The organism is Pseudomonas sp. BF-B-26 (assembly GCF_019956495.1).
In the GTDB taxonomy this organism is placed as follows: Bacteria; Pseudomonadota; Gammaproteobacteria; order Pseudomonadales; family Pseudomonadaceae; genus Aquipseudomonas.
Genome location: NZ_JAHBDP010000058.1, coordinates 26,679 through 47,010, shown reverse-complemented (window position 1 = coordinate 47,010; position 20,332 = coordinate 26,679). Strand labels below are relative to the sequence as shown.

Genomic DNA, 20,332 nt, shown 5'->3' with positions numbered 1-20,332 from the left:
AGGCGGTTGGCGCCTGACGCGGCACCGCTATATATAGTGGCTACAAGGTGAGGTCAAGCGCAGGGTCTTGCGCGAACTCAGCTTATGGCTTGGAAAAAAGGCTCGGTTCGGCTTGCACCAAAGCAAAGCGTGGCACCTGTTCGCCGTCAACCTCGACCGACTCCAGGAACATGCTCAAGGGACGCACCCAAAAGCCGTAATCGCCATACAGGGCTTGGTAGAAGACCACTTCTTCTTCGGTTTCCGAATGCCGCGCAACACTGAATACGCGGTACTGCGGACCTTTGTAATGTTGGTAGAGCCCAGGTTGTATCGGCATGGTTTGGCCCTCGCTCAAATCTTTTCAAAATAAAAACAAAAATAAATTCAGAAAAACAAAAACCGGGGCACTTGGCCCCGGCTTCCTTCGACGAAACGCTTAAACGCGTTCGAAGACGGTGGAGATGCCTTGGCCGAGACCAATGCACATGGTGGCTACCCCGAAGGTGCCGCCATTTTGCTTCATCACGTTCAGCAGAGTGCCGGAGATACGCGCACCGGAGCAACCGAATGGGTGACCCAGGGCAATCGCACCGCCGTGCAGGTTAACCTTCTCGTTCATCTTGTCGAGTACTTTCAAATCTTTCAGCACTGGCAGGGCCTGTGCGGCGAAAGCTTCGTTGAGCTCGAAGAAGTCGATATCGTTAATGCCAAGACCCGCGCGCTTCAGTGCTTTTTGTGTCGCCGGTACTGGACCATAGCCCATGATTGCCGGGTCCACACCTGCCACCGCCATCGAACGAATCACCGCCATAGGCTGAATGCCCAGGTCTTGTGCACGCTGCGCCGACATCACGATCATGCACGAAGCACCATCAGTGATTTGCGACGAAGTACCGGCTGTCACGGTGCCGCCCTTAGGGTTGAACGCTGGCTTGAGAGCCGCCAGGCTTTCCAGGGTAGTTTCCGGACGAATGGTTTCGTCGTAGTCGAACAGCTTCAGGAAACCGTTCTCGTCATAGCCCTGCATCGGGATGATTTCGTCTTTGAACTTGCCTTCCAGTGTCGCCTTGTGAGCGAGCTGGTGGGAGCGCACGCCGAAAGCGTCCTGCTGTTCGCGACTAATGCCGTGCATTTTACCCAGCATTTCAGCGGTCAAACCCATCATGCCCGAGGCTTTCGCCGCATACAGGGACATGTGCGGGTTCGGATCGACACCGTGCATCATGCTCACGTGACCCATATGCTCGACGCCGCCAACCACGAACACGTCACCGTTGCCGGTCATGATCGCTTGCGCGGCAGTGTGCAGAGCGCTCATCGACGAACCACACAGACGGCTGACGGTCTGGCCGGCAGCGGTGTGCGGGATCTGAGTCATCAGGGACGCCATGCGGGCGATGTTCCAGCCCTGCTCCAGGGTCTGGTTCACACAGCCCCAGATCACGTCTTCGACTTCGCTCGGATCAACCTTGACGTTGCGTTCCAGCAACTTGCTGATCAGGTGCGCCGACATGTCTTCAGCGCGGGTATTGCGGTGCATGCCGCCCTTGGAGCGGCCCATCGGAGTACGACCGAAGTCGACAATCACGACGTCTCTAGGATTCAAGCTCATATATTCACTCTCACTCTAGTTGGGGGCGCTTAACCGAAGAACCGCTGGCCGGTTTTGGCCATTTGGCGCAGTTTTGCGGTCGGGTGGTACAGCGCGCCCAAATCAGCGTACTGGTCAGCCAGGGCAACGAACTCTGCAACACCGATCGAATCGATGTAGCGCAGCGCACCGCCACGGAATGGAGGGAAACCAATACCGTAGACCAGACCCATGTCGGCTTCGGCAGCGGTTTCGACAATGCCGTCTTCCAGGCAACGCACGGTTTCCAGGCACAGCGGGATCATCATCCAGTTGATGATGTCTTCGTCGGTGACTTCAAGCTGTTCGAAGACAATCGGCTTGAGCACTTCCAGTACCGACGGATCGGCGACTTTCTTCTGCTTGCCGCGCTTGTCGGTCTCGTAGGCATAGAAGCCCTTGCCGTTCTTCTGGCCCAGGCGCTTGGCTTCGTAGAGCACGTCGATGGCCGAACGACGGTCGTCTTTCATGCGGTCCGGGAAGCCTTCAGCCATCACGTCGCGACCGTGGTGGCCGGTGTCGATGCCGACTACGTCCATCAAGTAAGCCGGGCCCATTGGCCAGCCGAATTTTTCCATGATTTTGTCGATACGGACGAAGTCCACACCGGCGCTGACCAGTTTGGCGAAACCGCCGAAGTACGGGAACAGCACGCGGTTGACCAGGAAGCCCGGGCAGTCGTTGACGACGATCGGGTTCTTGCCCATTTTCTTGGCGTAGGCAACGGTGGTGGCAACGGCCACTTCGCTGGACTTCTCGCCACGGATCACTTCAACCAGCGGCATCATGTGCACCGGGTTGAAGAAGTGCATGCCGACGAAGTTTTCCGGACGCTTGAGGGCTTTGGCCAGCAAGGTGATGGAAATGGTCGAGGTGTTGGACGCGAGGATGGTGTCCTCTTTGACCTTGCCTTCGACTTCGGCCAGAACGGCTTGCTTGACCTTTGGGTTCTCGACAACGGCTTCGACGACCAGGTCGACGTGCCCGAAATCACCGTAGGAAAGGGTCGGACGAATGCCATTGAGCACTTCGGCCATTTTCGCCGGGGTCATGCGACCTTTATCAACGCGGCCCACCAGCAATTTGGCAGCTTCGGCCAGACCTTGCTCGATGCCGTGCTCGTTGATGTCTTTCATCAGGATCGGCGTACCTTTGGAGGCCGACTGATAAGCGATACCGCCACCCATGATGCCAGCGCCCAATACGGCAGCCTGCTTCACGTCTTTGGCGATTTCGTCGTAAGCCTTGGCCTTTTTCTTCAGCTCCTGATCGTTCAGGAACAGACCGATCAAGCTCTGTGCGGCAGAGGTCTTGGCCAGTTTGACGAAACCATTGGCTTCGACTTCCAGCGCCTTGTCGCGACCGAAGTTCGCGGCTTTCTGGATAGTTTTGATCGCTTCGACCGGTGCCGGGTAGTTCGGGCCCGCTTGACCGGCCACGAAACCCTTGGCGGTTTCGAACGACATCATTTGCTCGATGGCGTTGAGCTTGAGCTTTTCGAGCTTCGGCTGACGCTTGGCCTTGTAGTCGAACTCGCCGGAGATGGCGCGCTTGATCAGCTCCAGAGCAGCTTCCTGCAGTTTCTCTGGGGCAACCACTGCGTCGACTGCGCCGACTTTCAGCGCGTCTTCAGGGCGGTTTTCCTTGCCGGCGGCAATCCACTCGATGGCGTTGTCGGCACCGATGATGCGCGGCAGGCGCACGGTACCGCCGAAGCCCGGGTAGATGCCCAGTTTGACTTCCGGCAGACCGATCTTGGCCTTGGTGGACATGACGCGGTAGTCCGCCGCCAGGCACATTTCCAGACCGCCACCCAGGGCGATGCCGTTGATCGCGGCGACAGTCGGGACGTTGAGGTCTTCGAAATCGCTGAAAATCTTGTTGGCTTCCAGGTTGCCAGCAACAAGCTCTGCATCAGGCAGCTTGAAGTTCTCGACAAATTCGGTGATGTCGGCGCCGACGATGAACACGTCCTTGCCACTGCTGACGATCACACCCTTGATCGAAGCATCTGCCTTGATGGTGTCTACGGCCTGACGCAGTTCGTTCAGGGTTAGACGGTTGAACTTGTTGACGGACTCACCCTTGAGGTCGAATTTCAATTCGACGATGCCACTTTCAAGAGCCTTAACCGTGATGGCTTTACCTTCGTAAATCATCAACTGATCTCCACGATATGGAAGCTGAACAGTACACGTCGGACGCAAGTGAATGGTTCGGCAGGGACGTTTAACGTCAATGCTACGCCCATTCACCCGGCACACCCGCCAACGCGATAGTCGGGATTCTGTAGGAGCGGTCTGTAATACAAACGCTCAATTCATACGCCCGTTTGATTTGGGTACGTCACCTTCACGGAATTTCCGACAATTGTCAATCGCCCAAAATATGGGTTGAAACGCGACTTTCCGGTCATTTCCGTACCGCGAAGCCCTGCAACACGCGGCTGCATGTGAGGCCATTCATAGGATCAATAGTTAGAAAAGTCGCCCTAATTCGCTGCAGCCTTTGTTTAACAAGCTACGCTGGCGGGACCTTGAGGGAAAAAACATCAACGCTTTTGGCGAACGCCCAGCGTAATATCAGCGCCACACAGAATTACCGGCCTGCCTGGCCAACTCCAGCCCGATGATGATGTCGGGCTTTTTATTGCCTGTCTGCCAGACGTTTCGCGCCATTGCGGCGCGAAATTTCCGTGATTTATGCCAGAGCCTTCAGCACCGCATCAATATCCTGCAAAACCGTCGCCTCGCCCTTCTCGCCCCAATACAACGTGATCATCTGCTTGTCTGCTTCGACCTTGTAAACGTTGTCTGGCAACTTTTCGAAATGAATCAGCAACGCAGGTTCCTCGCAGACCTCCTGCCACTGATTGACCCAGACACCCGGCGTTTTTTGCCAGTAACACCAGCACGCCGGCCGATTGCCCCGCCGTGGTCGATGGTATTGGGCACAAGGGCTCGGCGGCTCCTTGCTCAGCCAGTGCGGCCAGTCCTGAGGCGCCAGCTGCATCGCCAACCCAATGCGTCGCGCCTCCATGCGCAGGGCCATGCGGCCGCTCTGGTGGCGCGACGGGCGCAACCATGCCAGCGGACTCAGTACCACCAACAGGATTGACACCACTATCCAGACCGTCATATCTGTACTCCCGATTCTTGATGAGCGCATTGGGTCACTTCGAAAACAATGCGCTTGAAACCAGCCATACTTACCAATATTGCAACCCTCAGGAGGAGCACCTCATGCCCTACAACCACATTCTGGTCGCTGTAGATCTAACCGAAGAGTGCGATCCTGTAATCCACCGCGCTCGCGAACTGTCGGTGAGCAACGGGGCAAAACTGTCCCTGGTGCACATTGTCGAGCCAATGGCCATGGCCTTTGGCGGCGACGTCCCCATGGACCTGTCACAACTGCAACAACAGCAGTTCGATCAGGCCAAGGAGCGCCTGGACCGGCTGATCGTGAAGTATCCGGAACTCTCCAAGGAATACAGCCACCTGACCTACGGCCAGCCACGCCAGGAGATCCACCACCTGGCCAAGGAACAAACCTGCGACCTGATCGTGGTGGGCAGCCATGGCCGACACGGCCTGGCATTGCTGCTGGGCTCGACTGCCAATGACGTCCTGCATGGTGCGCCCTGTGATGTGCTCGCGGTGCGCCTGATCAAAAGCTGATAACACGGAACGATGTGGGAGCGGGCTTGCTCGCGAAAGCGGCGTGACAGTCGACATCTTTATTGAATGTTAAGCAGCTTTCGCGAGCAAGCCCGCTCCCACAGTGAATCCATGTCGGCCAGTAGATCGCCTTCCATACGAAAAGCCCGGCGTTCATCACTGAACGCCGGGCTTTTTTATAGCAGGATCAATCAGGCATCCAGCTCGGCCCAGCGCTCGACCATTACGTCGTGCTCAGCCTGCAACTGCTCCAACTGAGCGATCACTGCAGTGGTCTCGGCAGCAGGACGCTGATAGAAACCGGCATCGGCCATTTGCGCCTCAACGGTAGCGATCTGCTGCTCCATGGCTTCGATCTGGCCCGGCAACATTTCCAGCTCACGCTGCAACTTGTAGCTGAGTTTCTTCTTTGCCACCGGCGCTTCGACGACAGCAGCAACTGGCGCAGCTTCAGCCGTCACGACAGCGGAGGTCAGGTCGGCTTTGCCGGACTTGCTCTCGGTCACGCCCAGCAGGCGCGGCGAGCCGCCCTGACGCAGCCAGTCCTGATAACCACCAACGTATTCGCGAACCTTGCCTTCACCTTCGAAGACCAGGGTGCTGGTGACCACGTTGTCGAGGAATGCCCGGTCGTGGCTGACCATCAGCACGGTGCCGTTGAAGGTCAGCAAGACCTCTTCCAGCAACTCGAGGGTTTCAACGTCGAGGTCGTTGGTCGGTTCATCGAGGACCAGCAGGTTCGCCGGCTTGCTGAACAGTTTCGCCAGCAACAGACGCGCGCGCTCACCACCTGACAGCGCCTTCACCGGCGTGCGGGCACGCTGCGGGCTGAACAGGAAGTCGCCGAGGTAGCTCAGCACGTGACGGCTCTGACCATCGATATCGATGAAGTCGCGACCTTCCGCAACGTTGTCAATTACGGTCTTTTCCAGGTCCAGCTGATGGCGCAACTGGTCGAAGTAGGCCACATCGATGCGCGTCCCCTCTTCCACGGTGCCGCTGGTTGGCTGCAGACCGTTGAGCATCAGCTTCAACAGTGTGGTTTTGCCGGTACCGTTGGCGCCCAGCAGACCGATACGGTCGCCGCGCGTCAGGACCATCGAGAAATCCTTGATCAGGAACGGGCCACCCGGGTGAGCGAAGCTCACGTTCTCGAGGACCATCACCTGCTTGCCGGACTTGTCTGCAGTGTCCAGCTGGATGTTGGCCTTGCCGGTGCGTTCACGACGCTCGCTACGCTCAACGCGCAGGGCTTTCAGGGCGCGGACGCGGCCTTCGTTACGGGTGCGACGTGCCTTGATGCCCTGGCGGATCCAGACTTCTTCCTGGGCCAGTTTCTTGTCGAACAGCGCATTGGCAGTTTCTTCAGCAGCCAGAGTCGCCTCTTTGTGCACGAGGAAACTGGCGTAGTCGCCGTTCCAGTCGATCAAGCCACCGCGATCCAGTTCGAGAATGCGGGTCGCGAGGTTCTGCAGGAATGAACGGTCGTGCGTAATGAACAGCACGGCGCCCTGGAAATCCTTCAGCGCTTCTTCGAGCCAGGCAATTGCACCGATGTCCAGGTGGTTGGTCGGTTCGTCGAGCAGCAGCAGATCGGGTTCGGAAACCAGAGCCTGAGCCAGCAGGACGCGACGACGCCAGCCGCCGGACAATTCGGCGAGGGTCTTGTCGGCTGGCAACTGCAGACGGCTCAACGTGCTGTCGACCAATTGCTGCAAACGCCAGCCGTCACGGGCTTCGAGGTCGTGCTGGACGTGCATCAGTTTGTCCAGGTCGGCGTCGGTGACGATGTTCTGGCTCAGGTGGTGATACTGCGCGAGCAGCTCGCCGACACCGTCCAGGCCTTCGGCCACCACGTCGAACACGGTCCGCTCGTCGGCTACCGGCAACTCTTGCGGCAATTCGCCAATCTTGAGGCCGGGTGCGCGCCAAACGGAGCCGTCATCGGGCTTCTGGTCGCCCTTGACGAGCTTCATCATGCTGGACTTGCCAGTGCCATTGCGGCCGATGATGCACACCCGCTCACCACGGGCGATCTGCCAGGACACCTTGTCCAACAACGGCGTAGAGCCGAAAGCAAGGGACACATCGCTGAATTTGAGCAGGGTCATGAGCTTCTCCAAAAACCGGGCGCGCATTCTACCTGACTTGAGGCTTCAGAAGGCCGGCAATTTCACCTTCGCGACACTCTGCATGACAAATGTTGCGAACTGATGCTGACAGGCCGGCAAAGCTTTCGCCCGCTGCTGGCAAAAGGCTAAGCTACAGTTAATTCAGTGTTGGCATCGTCAACGCTTGTCATGATTTCTCTGTTCGGACGTCTCATGCGCAGTCGCCTTTTTGGTCTTTTATCCTGTTTTCTTCTTTCTGCCACTGCCATCCAAACAGCACAGGCGGTGGACCTGTCTACCCAGCGTCAATACTACGATGAAGCCAAGCGTGCCCTGGCCAAGGGTGATACAGGTCCTTACTTCCGTTACAGCCAGGCTCTTAGGGATTACCCGTTGGAGCCTTATCTTGCGTACGACGAACTGACCGCACGTCTGAAAACCGCGAGCAATGCCGAAATCGAGAAATTTCTCGCCGAACACGGCGACCTGCCGCAAGCCAACTGGATGAAACTGCGCTGGTTGCGCTGGCTGGCCGATCGCGGCGACTGGGAAACCTTCGTCAAGTACTACGACCCCAAACTCAATTTCACCGAACTGGACTGCCTGAACGCGCAGAATCAGATCGCGCGCAAACAGAAGACCGAAGGTTATGCCAACGCCGAAAAACTCTGGCTGACCGGTAAATCGCTGCCTGGGGCGTGTGATGGCTTGTTCGGGATCTGGGCCGCAGAAGGTCAACTGACCGAACAGAAACGCTGGGAGCGCACCAAGCTTGCCGCCCAGGCGCGCAACTACCCGCTAGCCAACAGCCTGGTGAGCGGCCTGACCACCCTCGGCCCGCGCGGCCGCTTGCTGGTGGATGTGGCGCAGAAACCCGAGCTGCTCAATCAACCGTCGCGGTTTACCCCGGCCGACGAGCCGATGTCCGACATCGTCAGCCTCGGCCTGCGCCGCCTGGCCAAACAGGATCCGGACAAGGCCATGGCCTTGCTCGACGGCTATGCCAGCAGCATGCACTTCTCGCGCGACGAAAAAGTGGCCATTGCCCGGGAAATCGGCCTGACCCTCGCCCGACGTTTCGACCCGCGCGCACTGGACGTGATGACCAAGTACGACCCGGAACTGCGCGACAACACCGTGTCGGAATGGCGCCTGCGCCTACTGCTGCGCCTGGCTCGCTGGGACGATGCCTATCAACTGACTCGCCGTCTGCCGCAGGATCTGGCGACCACCAATCGCTGGCGCTATTGGCAGGCCCGCAGTCTGGAACTGGCGCAGCCGCAGAACCCGGAAGCGCAGACGCTGTATAAGGGCCTCGCCCGCGAGCGTGATTTTTACGGCTTCCTCGCAGCGGATCGCTCACAGTCGCCCTACTCGTTGAACAACAAACCGCTGGTGCTCAGTCAAGCGCTGATGAACAAGGTCCGCAATACCCCCGGCATACGACGCGCCCTGGAATTCCATGCTCGCGGACAGATCGTCGATGGTCGCCGCGAGTGGTACCACGTCAGCCGCCACTTCAGCCGCGACGAAATGGTCGCCCAGGCGAAACTGGCCTACGACCTGAAATGGTATTTCCCGGCGATCCGCACCATCAGTCAGGCGCAGTACTGGGACGACCTGGACATCCGTTTCCCGATGGCCCACCGCGAAACCCTGGTGCGCGAAGCCAAGGTTCGTGGCCTGCATTCGAGCTGGGTGTTCGCTATCACCCGCCAGGAAAGTGCTTTCATGGACGACGCCCGTTCCGGCGTCGGCGCCAGCGGCCTGATGCAACTGATGCCCGGCACCGCCAAGGAAACCGCGCGCAAGTTCAGCATTCCCCTGGCCTCGCCGCAGCAAGTGCTCGACCCGGACAAGAACATCCAGCTAGGCGCGGCTTACTTGAGCCAGGTCCACAGCCAGTTCAACGGTAACCGCGTCCTCGCTTCCGCCGCCTACAACGCCGGGCCCGGTCGCGTGCGCCAGTGGTTGCGCGGTGCGGACCACCTGAGCTTCGACGTCTGGGTGGAAAGCATCCCGTTCGACGAAACCCGTCAGTACGTGCAAAACGTGTTGTCGTACTCGGTGATCTACGGCCAGAAGCTCAACTCACCGCAACCATTGGTGGATTGGCATGAGCGCTACTTTGACGATCAATAATCCACGTCTGTAGGAGCCGAGCTTGCTCGCGATGGCGATCTCAAAAACGCCATCGCCGGCAAGCCGTGCTCCTACTGGAGTTAGCGCATCGTCCAAAAAGGGGCGCGGTAGTGCCTACGGGTGTATGTCGAGTTCAGCCCTGCCATCACTGAACTGCAACGACGCCAACCGCGCATACAGCGCGTTACTCGCAATCAATTCCTGATGCGTCCCCACCGCCACCAGTTTCCCTTGGTCCATCACCGCGATCCGGTCAGCGTTTTTCACGGTGGCCAGTCGGTGGGCGATGACCAGCGTGGTGCGATTTTTCATCAGGCTCGGCAGGGCTTGCTGGATCAGGTGTTCGCTCTGGGCGTCGAGGGCGCTGGTGGCTTCGTCCAGCAGCAGGATCGGCGCGTCCACCAGCAGCGCCCGGGCGATGGCCAGACGCTGGCGTTGACCGCCGGACAAACCGAGGCCACCGTCGCCAAGGTGGGTCTGGTAGCCGTTGGGCATTTGTTCGATGAAGTCGTGGGCGTAGGCGATTTTCGCCGCTTCCTGAACCTGGGCCAGGGTGGCCGTCGGGTTGCCGTAACGGAGGTTCTCTTCGATGCTGCCAAAGAACAGCGCCGGGGATTGCGAGACCAGGGCGAAGCAGCGACGCAGGTCCAACGGATCGAGTTGAGTCAGCGGCACGCCGTCGAGCAGGATGCGTCCTTCAGCCGGGTCGTAAAAGCGCAGCAGCAAGTCATACACCGTCGACTTGCCGGCACCGGACGGCCCAACCAACGCGAGGGTTTCGCCAGCATTGATCGTCAGATTCAAACCATCGACCGCATAGCTTTCGGGACGCGATGGGTAGGAAAAGCGCACGTCTTGCAGCACCAGGTCACCCCTTACCCGTTCAGGCAAAGTCACCAGGTTAGTGGTCGGTGGCCGAATGATATTTTCCGAGCGCAGCAACTCGCCAATCCGCTCGGCGGCGCCGGCGGCACGCTGCAGTTCGCCGATCACTTCGCTCAACGTGCCGAATGCGCTGCCGACAATCAGGCTGTAAAACACAAACGCCGCCAGCTCGCCCGCAGAAATCCGCCCGGCGATGACATCCATGCCGCCGACCCAGAGCATCACCCCGACTGCGCCAAGCACCAGCACGATCACCAGGGTAATCAGCCAGGCCCGCTGGAAGATCCGCTTGCGAGCGGTGTTGAAGGCCTCCTCCACCGTTGCGGCGAAGCGCTGCTCATCCTGGACCTGATGGTTGTAGGCCTGCACGGTTTTGATCTGGCCCAGGGTTTCGGAAACATAGCTGCCGATATCGGCAATCCGGTCCTGGCTCAGGCGCGACAGGCTACGCACCCGACGGCCGAAGATCAGGATCGGCGCGATCACCAACGGCAACGCGACGACCACGATGCTGGTGAGTTTGGGGTTGGTGATAAACAACAGGACGATCCCGCCGATCACCATCAACAGATTGCGCAAAAACAACGACAGCGAAGAGCCGATCACCGATTGCAGCAGCGTGGTGTCAGCGGTCAACCGCGACTGGATCTCGGAGCTGCGGTTGTCTTCGTAGAATCCCGGGTGCAGATAAATCAGATGATTGAACACCTGACGACGGATGTCCGCGACAACACGTTCGCCGATCCATGAGACCAGGTAGAAACGCGCGAAGGTGCCAATCGCCAGCCCGACCACCAGCAACATAAACAAGCCGATGGACTGGTTGAGCAAATGCGGCGATTGGGTCATGAAGCCCTGATCCACCAGCAGGCGAATCCCCTGCCCCATGGATAAGGTGATGCCCGCCGTGACGATCAATGCGAGCAAGGCACCGACGGCCGGCCAGCGATAAGGCGCAATGAAACGCAGGGCCAGACGCATGGCGCGCCGTTGACGGGATGAGAGGATGGAGATCATTCGATGGCGCAACCAGTAGGCTTTGACGCGATCAAGCCTACACCGGTCGATGGGCTTGAACGCTGCAAATCATAATGAGTCGGGTTAAATATGACCGCAAAGACTAGGTCCTAGACGGTATTGGTCTAAAGTTCGGGTGGCAACGCAGCCATATTTCTGGTGGACTGATGTTTCCGCCGCAAAGATCGCAGGGCGTTGTCACAGCCCGGTCACGTGGCGGTTCTATGGTAAGCACACAACCTGATGAGGAGACAGGCCATGTCCTTGCAAAACAGCAGCGAAGACAAGATTGAAGTGATCCGTACACAGCCAGACCAGTCTCTGGGTTGCTCGATTATCGATAAGGATGGGCGCGAAGTACCGATCACTGAAGACATGATCCAGGACGCTTGCCGCGAACTGGAAAAGCGATTGGTCAAGCCTGCCGAACAAAAGTGATATAGCCACCGTCTTCTTGACCCGGCCTCTGATGGCCGGGTTTTTTATGGGTGCTGATCCAGAATTGAGGGGCAGCCATTCGCGAGCAAGCTCGCTCCCACAATACGACTGAGATTAATGTGGAAGCGAGCCTGCTCGCGAAGGGGCCAACTCGATGCTCAGACAGCCGAAGCGCCCAACGCCGCCACGATCTTGTGCAACTCAGGCGAATCCCCCTCGATCCGCACCTGCAACCCATCAATCTCACGCCGCAACGGATAATGTTTGCGCAGTGAGTCGAACGCCGCACGCTGTTCGTTCACATTGCCTACAAGGCTGCGGCGGAAATCCGCATCGTCGCGACGCGGGTCGTACACGCCGCGGCACAACATCGCCAGCGACCAGGCCGGATCGCTGTTAGCGTTCAAGGTCACTTGCGACAACCAGGGCGCGGGCAGCAAATCGTTCAAGCTGATCTGGGCGGCTTGCCCGAGAAAATCGCAATACGCCTGATAGATCTGCGCGGTGCCACGCTGTCTGCCGTCGAGGCTGTAACCGGCAATGTGCGGCGTCGCCAGCACGCAGAGTTCGGCCAGGGCCACATCGACCTCAGGCTCACCTTCCCAGACATCCAGCACTGCTTGCAGGTCTTCGCGCTGCAGCAGCACCTGACGCAGCGCGGCGTTGTCGACCACCGGGCCACGACTGGCGTTGATCAGCCAGGAGCCGGATTTGAGCTGGTTCAATCGGTTTTTATCGAACAGATGCCAGGTCGACTGGGCGCCGTGTTTCTTCAATGGCGTGTGCAGACTGATGACATCGCACTGCTCGATGATCTGCTCGAGGCTGACGTAATCGCCACCTTCTGCAGCTTGTCTTGGCGGATCGCAGACCAGCACGTTCCAGCCCAGACCTTGCAGCACCTTGACCAACCGGCCGCCCACTTCACCGGCACCGACGATGCCGTAGGTGCGTTGAGCCAGGTCGACGCCTTCGATTTCGGCCAGGGTCAGCAGACTGCCGAGCACGTAGTCGACCACGCCCCGGGCGTTGCAGCCGGGTGCGCTGGACCAGGTGATGCCGGCCCGCTGAAAGTAATCCAGATCCAGGTGATCCGTGCCGATGGTGCAGGTGCCGACAAAGCGTACCTTGCTGCCTTCGAGCAACCCGCGGTTAACGTTGGTCACCGAGCGCACCAGCAGTACATCGGCCTGTTCGACGGTGGCGCGGTCAATGGAACGTCCCGGCACCCGGCGGATTTCACCGAAACCTTCGAAGAAGGCATCGAGCAGCGGGATATTTTCGTCGGCAACAATCAGCATGGCAGGCTCCTTTGGCGGATCGGCAGTGTAGGCGCAGATGGCCGTAGTGGGCCAGCAGGCATTAAGTATCACCACGCCCCCTGTGGCGAGGGGACTTGTCCCCTCACCACAGGGGATCTCGAACAACGTCGATTACAAATCCCTAACACAGCACTTTTCCTGACCACTGCGTCAGGGCGTAGAATGCGCCGCCTTGCGCATCAACATCTCTGGACGTTTCGCCCTTGAATTCCGTGACTGACCGCCCCGCCGCTATTTCCCTCACCCGTCCGGCCCGGGTTCGCCTGGAGCTGAAAAACCTGCTCGGCCTGGCCTTGCCGATCATGATCGCGCAACTGGCGACCACCGCCATGGGCTTCGTCGATGCGGTGATGGCGGGCCGGGTCGGGCCACGGGATCTGGCGGCGGTCGCGCTGGGCAACTCGATCTGGGTGCCGGTATTTCTGTTAATGACCGGCACGCTGCTGGCGACTACCCCGAAAGTCGCCCAGCGTTTCGGCGCCGGCACCCACCGCGAGATCGGCCCGATCGTGCGCCAGGCACTGTGGCTGGCATTGGTCGTGGGCTTGATGGCGACCGGCATGTTGTTCAGCGCCGAACCGATTCTGCACATCATGAAGGTCGATCCCGAACTGATCGGCCCGTGCATGCAATACCTGCACGGTATCGCCAGCGGTTTGCCTGCCGTTGCGTTCTACCATGTGCTGCGCTGCTTCAGTGACGGCCTGGGGCGTACGCGTCCGGCCATGGTGTTGGGTCTGTGCGGGCTGGCGCTGAACATTCCGCTGAACTACGTCTTCATCTATGGCCACTTCGGTGTGCCGGCCATGGGCGGTGTCGGTTGCGGCTGGGCCACGGCGATCGTGATGTGGGTGATGGCGCTGGGCATGGCCGGGTGGGAACGCTGGGCGCCGGCGTATCAGTCGAGTGAGTTGTTCAGCCGTTTCGACTGGCCACAGTGGTCGGTGATCAAACGCCTGTTGGGCATCGGCCTGCCGATCGGCATCGCGGTGTTCGCCGAGTCGAGCATCTTCGCGGTGATTGCGCTGCTGATTGGCAGCCTCGGCGCGACGGTGGTGGCCGGGCATCAGATCGCGCTGAATTTCAGCTCGCTGGTGTTCATGATCCCCTACTCCCTCGGCATGGCCGTGACCGTGCGAGTTGGCCAGGCGCTCGGCCGTCAGGAGCCGCGCGAGGCCCGCTTCGCCGCCGGTGTCGGCATGGGCACGGCGCTGGCCTATGCGTGCATTTCCGCGAGCATGATGCTGTTGCTGCGTGAACACATCGCAACGATCTACACCGCCGACCCGACGGTGATTCATGTTGCGGCCATGCTGATTGTGTATTCGGCGCTGTTCCAGTTTTCCGATGCGATCCAGGTGACGGCTGCCGGCGCGTTGCGCGGCTATCAGGACACTCGGGTGACGATGATCCTGACGCTGTTCGCTTATTGGGGGATTGGTTTGCCGGTGGGTTACGCGCTGGGCCTGACCGATTGGTTCGGCACGCCGAGCGGCCCGAGCGGGCTGTGGCAGGGTTTGATCGTGGGCTTGAGTTGCGCGGCGTTGATGCTGTCGATCCGCCTGACGCGCAGTGCACGCAAGCGGATCCGCATCAGCCATTCGGCGGGTTAAGCGAGTTTCTTGCGGATCCAGTAGAGGTAGGTGCCTGCCTCTTCGTGCTGCGCCACCAGTTCGTGGTCGAGAAACACACAGAACTTGGGAATGTCGCGACGGGTCGACGGGTCGGTGGCGATCACCTTGAGCAGGCCGCCAGGCACCAGATCACGGATGTGCTGGTGCAGCATCATCACCGGTTCCGGGCAGTTGAGGCCGGTGGCGTCGAGGGTGCCGTCAACCGGCGTATCAATCATTTCACTCATGATTCACTCCTGAAACTTGCCGGCATTGTCGCGCATTGCCGGGTGTTCGGTCATCTGTGGCGTTGCACTGCACCTGTGGGAGCGGGCTTGCTCGCGAAGGCGGACTGACATTCAACATTGATGTCGACTGACCCACCGCATTCGCGAGCAAGCCCGCTCCCACATGGTCCGCGTCAATCAGCGGGATTTCGGTTTCTTTACGTCCAGCCGGCGCAAATGGCAGGTCACTTCTTCACGGTCGTGGTACAGCTGTTTGCAGCCGATCTCGACCCGAATCCCGCGTTCCTTGAACCCGTCAGCAATGCGCTCCAGCAAGCGCTTCACTTCGGCGTAACGCTGTTTCATCGGCAGCTTGAGGTTGACCACCGCTTCGCGGCAATGCCCCTCGCCAATCCATTCTTCCAGCATCGCGGCGTTGCGCGCCGGTTTCTCGACGATGTCGCAGACCATCCAGTCCACCGGTTGCTTGGGCTTGAAGGTGAAACCGTCGGCCATCAAGTGTTGCACTAAACCAGTGTCCATCAGGCTTTCGGCCATCGGGCCGTTGTCGATCGCGGTCACCAGCATGCCGCGATTGACCAGTTGCCAGGTCCAGCCGCCAGGAGCGGCGCCAAGGTCGACGCCGGTCATGTCGCTGTGCAGGCGCTCGTCCCATTGATCGCGCGGGATGAAATGGTGCCACGCCTCTTCCAGCTTCAGCGTCGAACGGCTCGGCGCTTCACGTGGAAACTTCAGCCGCGGAATGCCCATCGGCCACATCGCCGAGTTGTTCGACTCGGCCAGGCCCATGAACACTTCTCGGCCACTTTTGAAGGTCAGCAGCAGGCGCGGTTTGTGGGCGTCTTCAACCAGTTTGCCAGCGGCCATCAGCGCCTTGCGCAGGTGGCCTTCGAACTTCTTGCAGAAGTTCGACAGCTCCTTGCCATCATTGGTGTCGACCATTTCCAGCCACAGGCTGCCGCACAGCGGGAAGTCCGCCATGTGCGCGAGGATCACGCTGATGCGGTCGGTTTCCGGCAGATCGATGAAGATCCCGCGAGCCCACTGGCGCGGGAAGATCAGATCGGCGAAACGCTGGCCACGCATCAGGCGCTCGGCGCCGTCTTCTTCGGTGCAGATGAATTCGGCGCAGGCGCTGGCGGTCTTGGCCTTGGCATAACCGGCCACGTTCAGCCGCGCGGCGTGTTCGGAAATCTCGGAACAGACTTCGCCTTCGAAGCCCGGCCGGCAATGCATAAAGAGGGTGTTCATTCTTACTCCTGGGCAGATGGCGAGAAATTCAGCCACTGCGCGATGCCCAGACTTGCGTTGAAGCAAAGCCTGTCACGAAAACCGGCGCATGATAGCCGAGTTCGGAACCTTGGACTTATTCATAGAGTCCAGTTATTAGCTTTAGCGCAGGAACAGGGCTAGGTTAAAGGCTCTGTCTGTCCCGTCAGTCCGTAGCCGTGCGGACCCAAAGGAGTCATTTCAATGCCGTCCCTCGATAGCCTGAAAACCCTTAAAACCTTACAAGTCGACGACAAGACCTATCACTATTTCAGCTTGCCGGATGCTGCCAAAAGCCTGGGCGACCTGGACAAGCTGCCCATGTCGTTGAAAGTGCTGCTGGAAAACCTGCTGCGCTGGGAAGATGAAAAAACCGTCACCGGCGCCGACCTCAAGGCGATTGCCGCCTGGCTCAAGGAACGTCGCTCCGACCGCGAAATTCAATACCGTCCCGCGCGGGTATTGATGCAGGACTTTACCGGTGTTCCTGCCGTGGTCGACCTGGCCGCCATGCGCGCCGCGATGGCCAAGGCCGGCGGCGACCCGCAGCGTATCAATCCGCTCTCCCCCGTGGATCTGGTGATCGACCACTCGGTGATGGTCGATAAATTCGCCAGCGCCAGCGCCTTCGAACAAAACGTCGACATCGAAATGCAGCGCAATGGCGAACGTTATGCGTTCCTGCGCTGGGGCCAAAGCGCCTTCAACAATTTCAGCGTGGTGCCGCCGGGCACCGGGATCTGCCACCAGGTGAACCTGGAATACCTGGGGCGCACGGTCTGGACCAAGGACGAGGACGGCCGCACCTACGCCTTCCCCGACACGCTGGTCGGTACCGACTCCCACACCACCATGATCAATGGCCTCGGCGTGCTCGGCTGGGGCGTCGGCGGGATTGAAGCGGAAGCGGCGATGCTCGGCCAACCGGTGTCGATGCTGATCCCGGAAGTGATCGGCTTCAAACTCACCGGCAAACTCAAGGAAGGCATCACCGCCACCGACCTGGTGCTGACCGTCACCCAGATGCTGCGCAAGAAAGGCGTGGTCGGCAAATTCGTCGAATTCTACGGTGACGGCCTCGCCGACCTGCCGCTGGCCGACCGCGCGACCATCGCCAACATGGCCCCGGAATACGGTGCCACCTGCGGCTTTTTCCCGGTGGATGACATCACCCTGGAATACCTGCGTTTATCCGGTCGCACCAGCGAAACCGTGAAACTGGTCGAGGCCTACAGCAAAGTCCAGGGCCTGTGGCGCCTGCCGGGCCAGGAACCGGAGTTCACCGACACGCTGGCGCTGGACATGAGCCGCGTCGAAGCCAGCCTTGCCGGGCCGAAACGCCCACAAGACCGGGTATCGCTGCCGCATGTCGCGCAAGCATTCAGTGACTTCGTCGACCTGCAATTCAAACCCACCAGCAAGGAAATCGGCCGCCTCGAAAGTGAAGGCGGCGGTGGCGTCGCGGTGGGCAATGCCGACCTGGCCGGAGAAGCCGACTACGAATACGAAGGTCAGACCTATCGATTGAAAAACGGCGCGGTAGTGATCGCGGCGATTACCTCCTGTACCAACACCTCCAACCCGAGCGTGATGATGGCCGCCGGCCTGGTGGCGAAGAAAGCCGTGGAAAAAGGCCTCAAGCGCAAACCGTGGGTCAAGAGCTCGCTGGCCCCAGGCTCGAAAGTGGTCACTGACTACTACAAGGCTGCCGGCCTGACTCACTACCTTGATGAACTGGGTTTTGCCCTGGTCGGCTACGGCTGCACCACCTGCATCGGCAACTCCGGGCCATTGTCGGAGCCGATCGAAAAAGCCATTCAGGCCGCCGACCTGACCGTCGCCTCGGTGCTGTCGGGCAACCGCAACTTCGAAGGCCGCGTGCATCCGCTGGTGAAAACCAACTGGCTGGCCTCCCCACCGCTGGTCGTCGCCTATGCGCTGGCCGGGACGGTGCGCATCGACATCAGCAGCGAGCCTTTGGGGACCGACAAAGAGGGCAATCTGGTGTACCTGCGGGACATCTGGCCAAGCACCAAAGAGATCGCCGACGCGGTGAACCAGGTCAACACTGCAATGTTCCACAAGGAGTACGCCGAGGTGTTTGCCGGCGATGAGCAATGGCAGGCAATCGAAGTGCCGCAAGCGGCGACCTATGTCTGGCAGGACGATTCAACTTACATCCAGCATCCACCGTTCTTCGACGACATCGGCGGGCCGCCGCCGGTGGTCAAGGACGTCGCCGGTGCCAGAATCCTCGCGCTGCTGGGTGATTCGGTGACCACCGACCACATCTCTCCCGCCGGCAACATCAAGGCAGACAGCCCGGCAGGCCATTACTTGCGCGACAAAGGCGTAGAACCACGGGACTTCAACTCCTACGGCTCGCGACGCGGCAACCACGAAGTGATGATGCGCGGCACCTTTGCCAACATCCGCATCCGTAACGAGATGCTCGGCGGCGAAGAAGGCGGCAATACGATCTACATTCCCACCGGGGAGAGGATGCCGATCTACGATGCGGCGATGCGTTATCAAGCCTCGGGCACGCCGCTGGTGGTGATAGCCGGGCAAGAATACGGCACCGGTTCGAGTCGCGATTGGGCGGCCAAGGGCACCAATCTATTGGGGGTCAAAGCGGTCATTGCGGAAAGTTTCGAACGGATTCACCGCTCCAATCTGGTGGGCATGGGCGTGTTGCCGTTGCAGTTCAAGCTGGATCAAAACCGCAAGAGCCTGAACCTGACCGGCAAGGAGACACTGGATATTCTCGGTTTGACTGGCGTCGAACTGACGCCGCGGATGAACCTGACGCTGGTGATCACCCGTGAAGACGGCAGCCACGAGAAGGTCGAGGTGTTGTGCCGGATCGATACCTTGAATGAGGTGGAGTACTTCAAATCGGGGGGGATTTTGCATTACGTGTTGCGGCAGTTGATTGCCTCGTAACAGCCTGCTGACACAGACACCGCCTTCGGGCGGTGTTTTTGTTTGAGTTGCGTTCGTCCTTATAATCGCGCCTCAAAAAATATGAACAACACCGATCAAATGTGGGAGCGGGCTTGCTCGCGAAGAGGCCATAACATTTAGCATCATCGTCGACTGTTACACCGCTTTCGCGAGCAAGCCCGCTCCCACATTGACCGGGGCAACCCGCAGAATCCCGACACAAGGACTTCAAATGATCGCCCTGCCATGGAACTACCTGGCCCTCCTCTCCCTCGGCTATGGTCTGGCACTGATTTACGGTCACCTCGGCTGGCTGGCCGTAATCTCCTTCGCATTGTTGCTGTTCACAGGCTTCGCCGTCCGTCAGCAAAAGCTCCCCATCGCGCGCTACCTCGGTCATGGAGTGTTCTTCGTCCTGGTCCTGGCACTGGCGATGCACTGGCTTCCCGGTTTCTACAACGGTCGTGGTTTCGCCTCTCAACGATTCACCGACGATGCCGCGCCGTTTTTCATGTACCTGAATCAGGACAAACCGCTGATCGGATTCTGGCTTTTGCTGGCCTGCCCGTGGATTGTCGGCCGACATCCGCTGCGCGCTTCCATCTATGCCACCGCGCTGGCGCTGACGTTGAGTGCCGTGCTGGCCTTGGGTGGCGCGCTGTTGCTGGGCGTGATCAGTTGGGCACCGAAGTGGCCCGATCAAGCCTGGTTGTGGCTATTGAACAATCTGCTGCTGGTGACCTTGGTCGAGGAAGCACTCTTTCGCGGCTACATCCAGGGCGGTCTGACCCGGTGCTTCAAAAACCTGCCCCATGGTGAAAACCTCGCCCTGCTCCTCGCCACGCTGCTGTTCGGCCTGGTGCATGTGGGCTCCGGCTGGCAATGGGTGTTGCTGGCGAGCCTGGCAGGTGTCGGCTATGGTCTGGCCTACCGTTTTGGTGGCTTGGGTGCGGCCATCGCCACCCATTTCGGCCTGAACCTGCTGCATTTCGGACTGTTCACCTATCCGATGCTTGCCGGCTGACGCAAGGGTCGTTTTGCGACGCGCC

The 20,332-nt window shown here is 59.6% G+C and carries 15 protein-coding genes; 6 read left to right on the top strand and 9 right to left on the bottom strand.

The window, feature by feature from the left end:
* Positions 1-82 precede the first annotated feature (82 nt).
* The 4 genes from KGB03_RS07015 to KGB03_RS07000 form a co-directional block, all read right to left on the bottom strand.
* Positions 83-319, bottom strand: a complete 237-nt coding sequence (locus KGB03_RS07015) for a DUF1653 domain-containing protein (RefSeq protein WP_007953059.1) — start codon at positions 317-319, stop codon at positions 83-85.
* 99 nt (positions 320-418) lie between these two features.
* Complete coding sequence (gene fadA / locus KGB03_RS07010) at positions 419-1,594, bottom strand: acetyl-CoA C-acyltransferase FadA (protein ID WP_076030378.1); 1,176 nt, start codon at positions 1,592-1,594, stop codon at positions 419-421.
* Between the two features lie 29 nt (positions 1,595-1,623).
* Positions 1,624-3,771 (bottom strand): fatty acid oxidation complex subunit alpha FadB, encoded by a 2,148-nt coding sequence (gene fadB / locus KGB03_RS07005; RefSeq protein ID WP_111450593.1) that lies wholly within the window; start codon positions 3,769-3,771, stop codon positions 1,624-1,626.
* A 541-nt stretch (positions 3,772-4,312) separates the two neighbouring features.
* Positions 4,313-4,750, bottom strand: a complete 438-nt coding sequence (locus KGB03_RS07000) for a hypothetical protein (RefSeq protein ID WP_192407166.1) — start codon at positions 4,748-4,750, stop codon at positions 4,313-4,315.
* 104 nt (positions 4,751-4,854) lie between these two features.
* On the opposite strand from KGB03_RS07000, the gene KGB03_RS06995 reads away from it, so the two are divergent.
* Positions 4,855-5,292, top strand: coding sequence for a universal stress protein (locus KGB03_RS06995; protein WP_008151425.1), 438 nt, complete (start codon positions 4,855-4,857; stop codon positions 5,290-5,292).
* A gap of 191 nt (positions 5,293-5,483) precedes the next feature.
* Here the strand turns inward: KGB03_RS06995 and KGB03_RS06990 are convergent, their stop codons facing one another.
* Positions 5,484-7,403, bottom strand: a complete 1,920-nt coding sequence (locus tag KGB03_RS06990; protein ID WP_218537364.1) for an ATP-binding cassette domain-containing protein — start codon at positions 7,401-7,403, stop codon at positions 5,484-5,486.
* A 213-nt stretch (positions 7,404-7,616) separates the two neighbouring features.
* On the opposite strand from KGB03_RS06990, the gene KGB03_RS06985 reads away from it, so the two are divergent.
* Positions 7,617-9,545 carry a transglycosylase SLT domain-containing protein gene (locus tag KGB03_RS06985; protein ID WP_218537363.1) on the top strand — a complete coding sequence of 643 codons (1,929 nt, stop codon included), beginning with the start codon at positions 7,617-7,619 and terminating at the stop codon, positions 9,543-9,545.
* A 114-nt stretch (positions 9,546-9,659) separates the two neighbouring features.
* Here KGB03_RS06985 and KGB03_RS06980 read toward each other — a convergent pair whose 3' ends face one another.
* The gene (locus KGB03_RS06980; protein WP_218537362.1) at positions 9,660-11,447 is read right to left on the bottom strand and encodes an ABC transporter transmembrane domain-containing protein; all 1,788 of its coding nucleotides are present in this window, start codon (positions 11,445-11,447) and stop codon (positions 9,660-9,662) included.
* A gap of 258 nt (positions 11,448-11,705) precedes the next feature.
* Between KGB03_RS06980 and KGB03_RS06975 the strand changes: the two genes are divergently transcribed.
* A complete protein-coding gene (locus KGB03_RS06975; protein ID WP_008151434.1) occupies positions 11,706-11,885 on the top strand; it encodes a PA1571 family protein in 180 nt (59 codons plus the stop codon).
* Between the two features lie 158 nt (positions 11,886-12,043).
* Here the strand turns inward: KGB03_RS06975 and pdxB are convergent, their stop codons facing one another.
* A complete protein-coding gene (gene pdxB, locus KGB03_RS06970) occupies positions 12,044-13,186 on the bottom strand; it encodes a 4-phosphoerythronate dehydrogenase PdxB (protein WP_223526650.1) in 1,143 nt (380 codons plus the stop codon).
* A gap of 224 nt (positions 13,187-13,410) precedes the next feature.
* Here pdxB and KGB03_RS06965 point away from each other — a divergent pair, with 224 nt between their 5' ends.
* Positions 13,411-14,820, top strand: coding sequence for an MATE family efflux transporter (locus KGB03_RS06965; protein ID WP_223526649.1), 1,410 nt, complete (start codon positions 13,411-13,413; stop codon positions 14,818-14,820).
* Here KGB03_RS06965 and tusA read toward each other — a convergent pair.
* Entirely contained in the window at positions 14,817-15,068 is a 252-nt protein-coding gene (gene tusA, locus KGB03_RS06960) for a sulfurtransferase TusA (protein WP_007907805.1), read from the bottom strand. The genes KGB03_RS06965 and tusA overlap by 4 nt on opposite strands.
* Before the next feature lie 177 nt (positions 15,069-15,245).
* Positions 15,246-16,319 (bottom strand): 23S rRNA (cytidine(2498)-2'-O)-methyltransferase RlmM, encoded by a 1,074-nt coding sequence (gene rlmM, locus KGB03_RS06955; RefSeq protein WP_008157308.1) that lies wholly within the window; start codon positions 16,317-16,319, stop codon positions 15,246-15,248.
* A gap of 222 nt (positions 16,320-16,541) precedes the next feature.
* Between rlmM and acnA the strand changes: the two genes are divergently transcribed.
* Positions 16,542-19,283 (top strand): aconitate hydratase AcnA, encoded by a 2,742-nt coding sequence (gene acnA / locus KGB03_RS06950; protein WP_218537359.1) that lies wholly within the window; start codon positions 16,542-16,544, stop codon positions 19,281-19,283.
* A gap of 232 nt (positions 19,284-19,515) precedes the next feature.
* Complete coding sequence (locus KGB03_RS06945) at positions 19,516-20,307, top strand: CPBP family intramembrane glutamic endopeptidase (protein WP_218537358.1); 792 nt, start codon at positions 19,516-19,518, stop codon at positions 20,305-20,307.
* The last annotated feature ends 25 nt before the right edge of the window (positions 20,308-20,332 follow it).

What these genes read in the sequence shown, in the direction of transcription:
- KGB03_RS07015 (WP_007953059.1), bottom strand. Translation starts at nt 319, where the DNA reads ATGCCGATACAACCTGGGCTCTACCAACATTACAAAGGTCCGCAGTAC.
- fadA (WP_076030378.1), bottom strand. Translation starts at nt 1,594, where the DNA reads ATGAGCTTGAATCCTAGAGACGTCGTGATTGTCGACTTCGGTCGTACT.
- fadB (WP_111450593.1), bottom strand. Translation starts at nt 3,771, where the DNA reads ATGATTTACGAAGGTAAAGCCATCACGGTTAAGGCTCTTGAAAGTGGC.
- KGB03_RS07000 (WP_192407166.1), bottom strand. Translation starts at nt 4,750, where the DNA reads ATGACGGTCTGGATAGTGGTGTCAATCCTGTTGGTGGTACTGAGTCCG.
- KGB03_RS06995 (WP_008151425.1), top strand. Translation starts at nt 4,855, where the DNA reads ATGCCCTACAACCACATTCTGGTCGCTGTAGATCTAACCGAAGAGTGC.
- KGB03_RS06990 (WP_218537364.1), bottom strand. Translation starts at nt 7,403, where the DNA reads ATGACCCTGCTCAAATTCAGCGATGTGTCCCTTGCTTTCGGCTCTACG.
- KGB03_RS06985 (WP_218537363.1), top strand. Translation starts at nt 7,617, where the DNA reads ATGCGCAGTCGCCTTTTTGGTCTTTTATCCTGTTTTCTTCTTTCTGCC.
- KGB03_RS06980 (WP_218537362.1), bottom strand. Translation starts at nt 11,447, where the DNA reads ATGATCTCCATCCTCTCATCCCGTCAACGGCGCGCCATGCGTCTGGCC.
- KGB03_RS06975 (WP_008151434.1), top strand. Translation starts at nt 11,706, where the DNA reads ATGTCCTTGCAAAACAGCAGCGAAGACAAGATTGAAGTGATCCGTACA.
- pdxB (WP_223526650.1), bottom strand. Translation starts at nt 13,186, where the DNA reads ATGCTGATTGTTGCCGACGAAAATATCCCGCTGCTCGATGCCTTCTTC.
- tusA (WP_007907805.1), bottom strand. Translation starts at nt 15,068, where the DNA reads ATGAGTGAAATGATTGATACGCCGGTTGACGGCACCCTCGACGCCACC.
- rlmM (WP_008157308.1), bottom strand. Translation starts at nt 16,319, where the DNA reads ATGAACACCCTCTTTATGCATTGCCGGCCGGGCTTCGAAGGCGAAGTC.
- acnA (WP_218537359.1), top strand. Translation starts at nt 16,542, where the DNA reads ATGCCGTCCCTCGATAGCCTGAAAACCCTTAAAACCTTACAAGTCGAC.
- KGB03_RS06945 (WP_218537358.1), top strand. Translation starts at nt 19,516, where the DNA reads ATGATCGCCCTGCCATGGAACTACCTGGCCCTCCTCTCCCTCGGCTAT.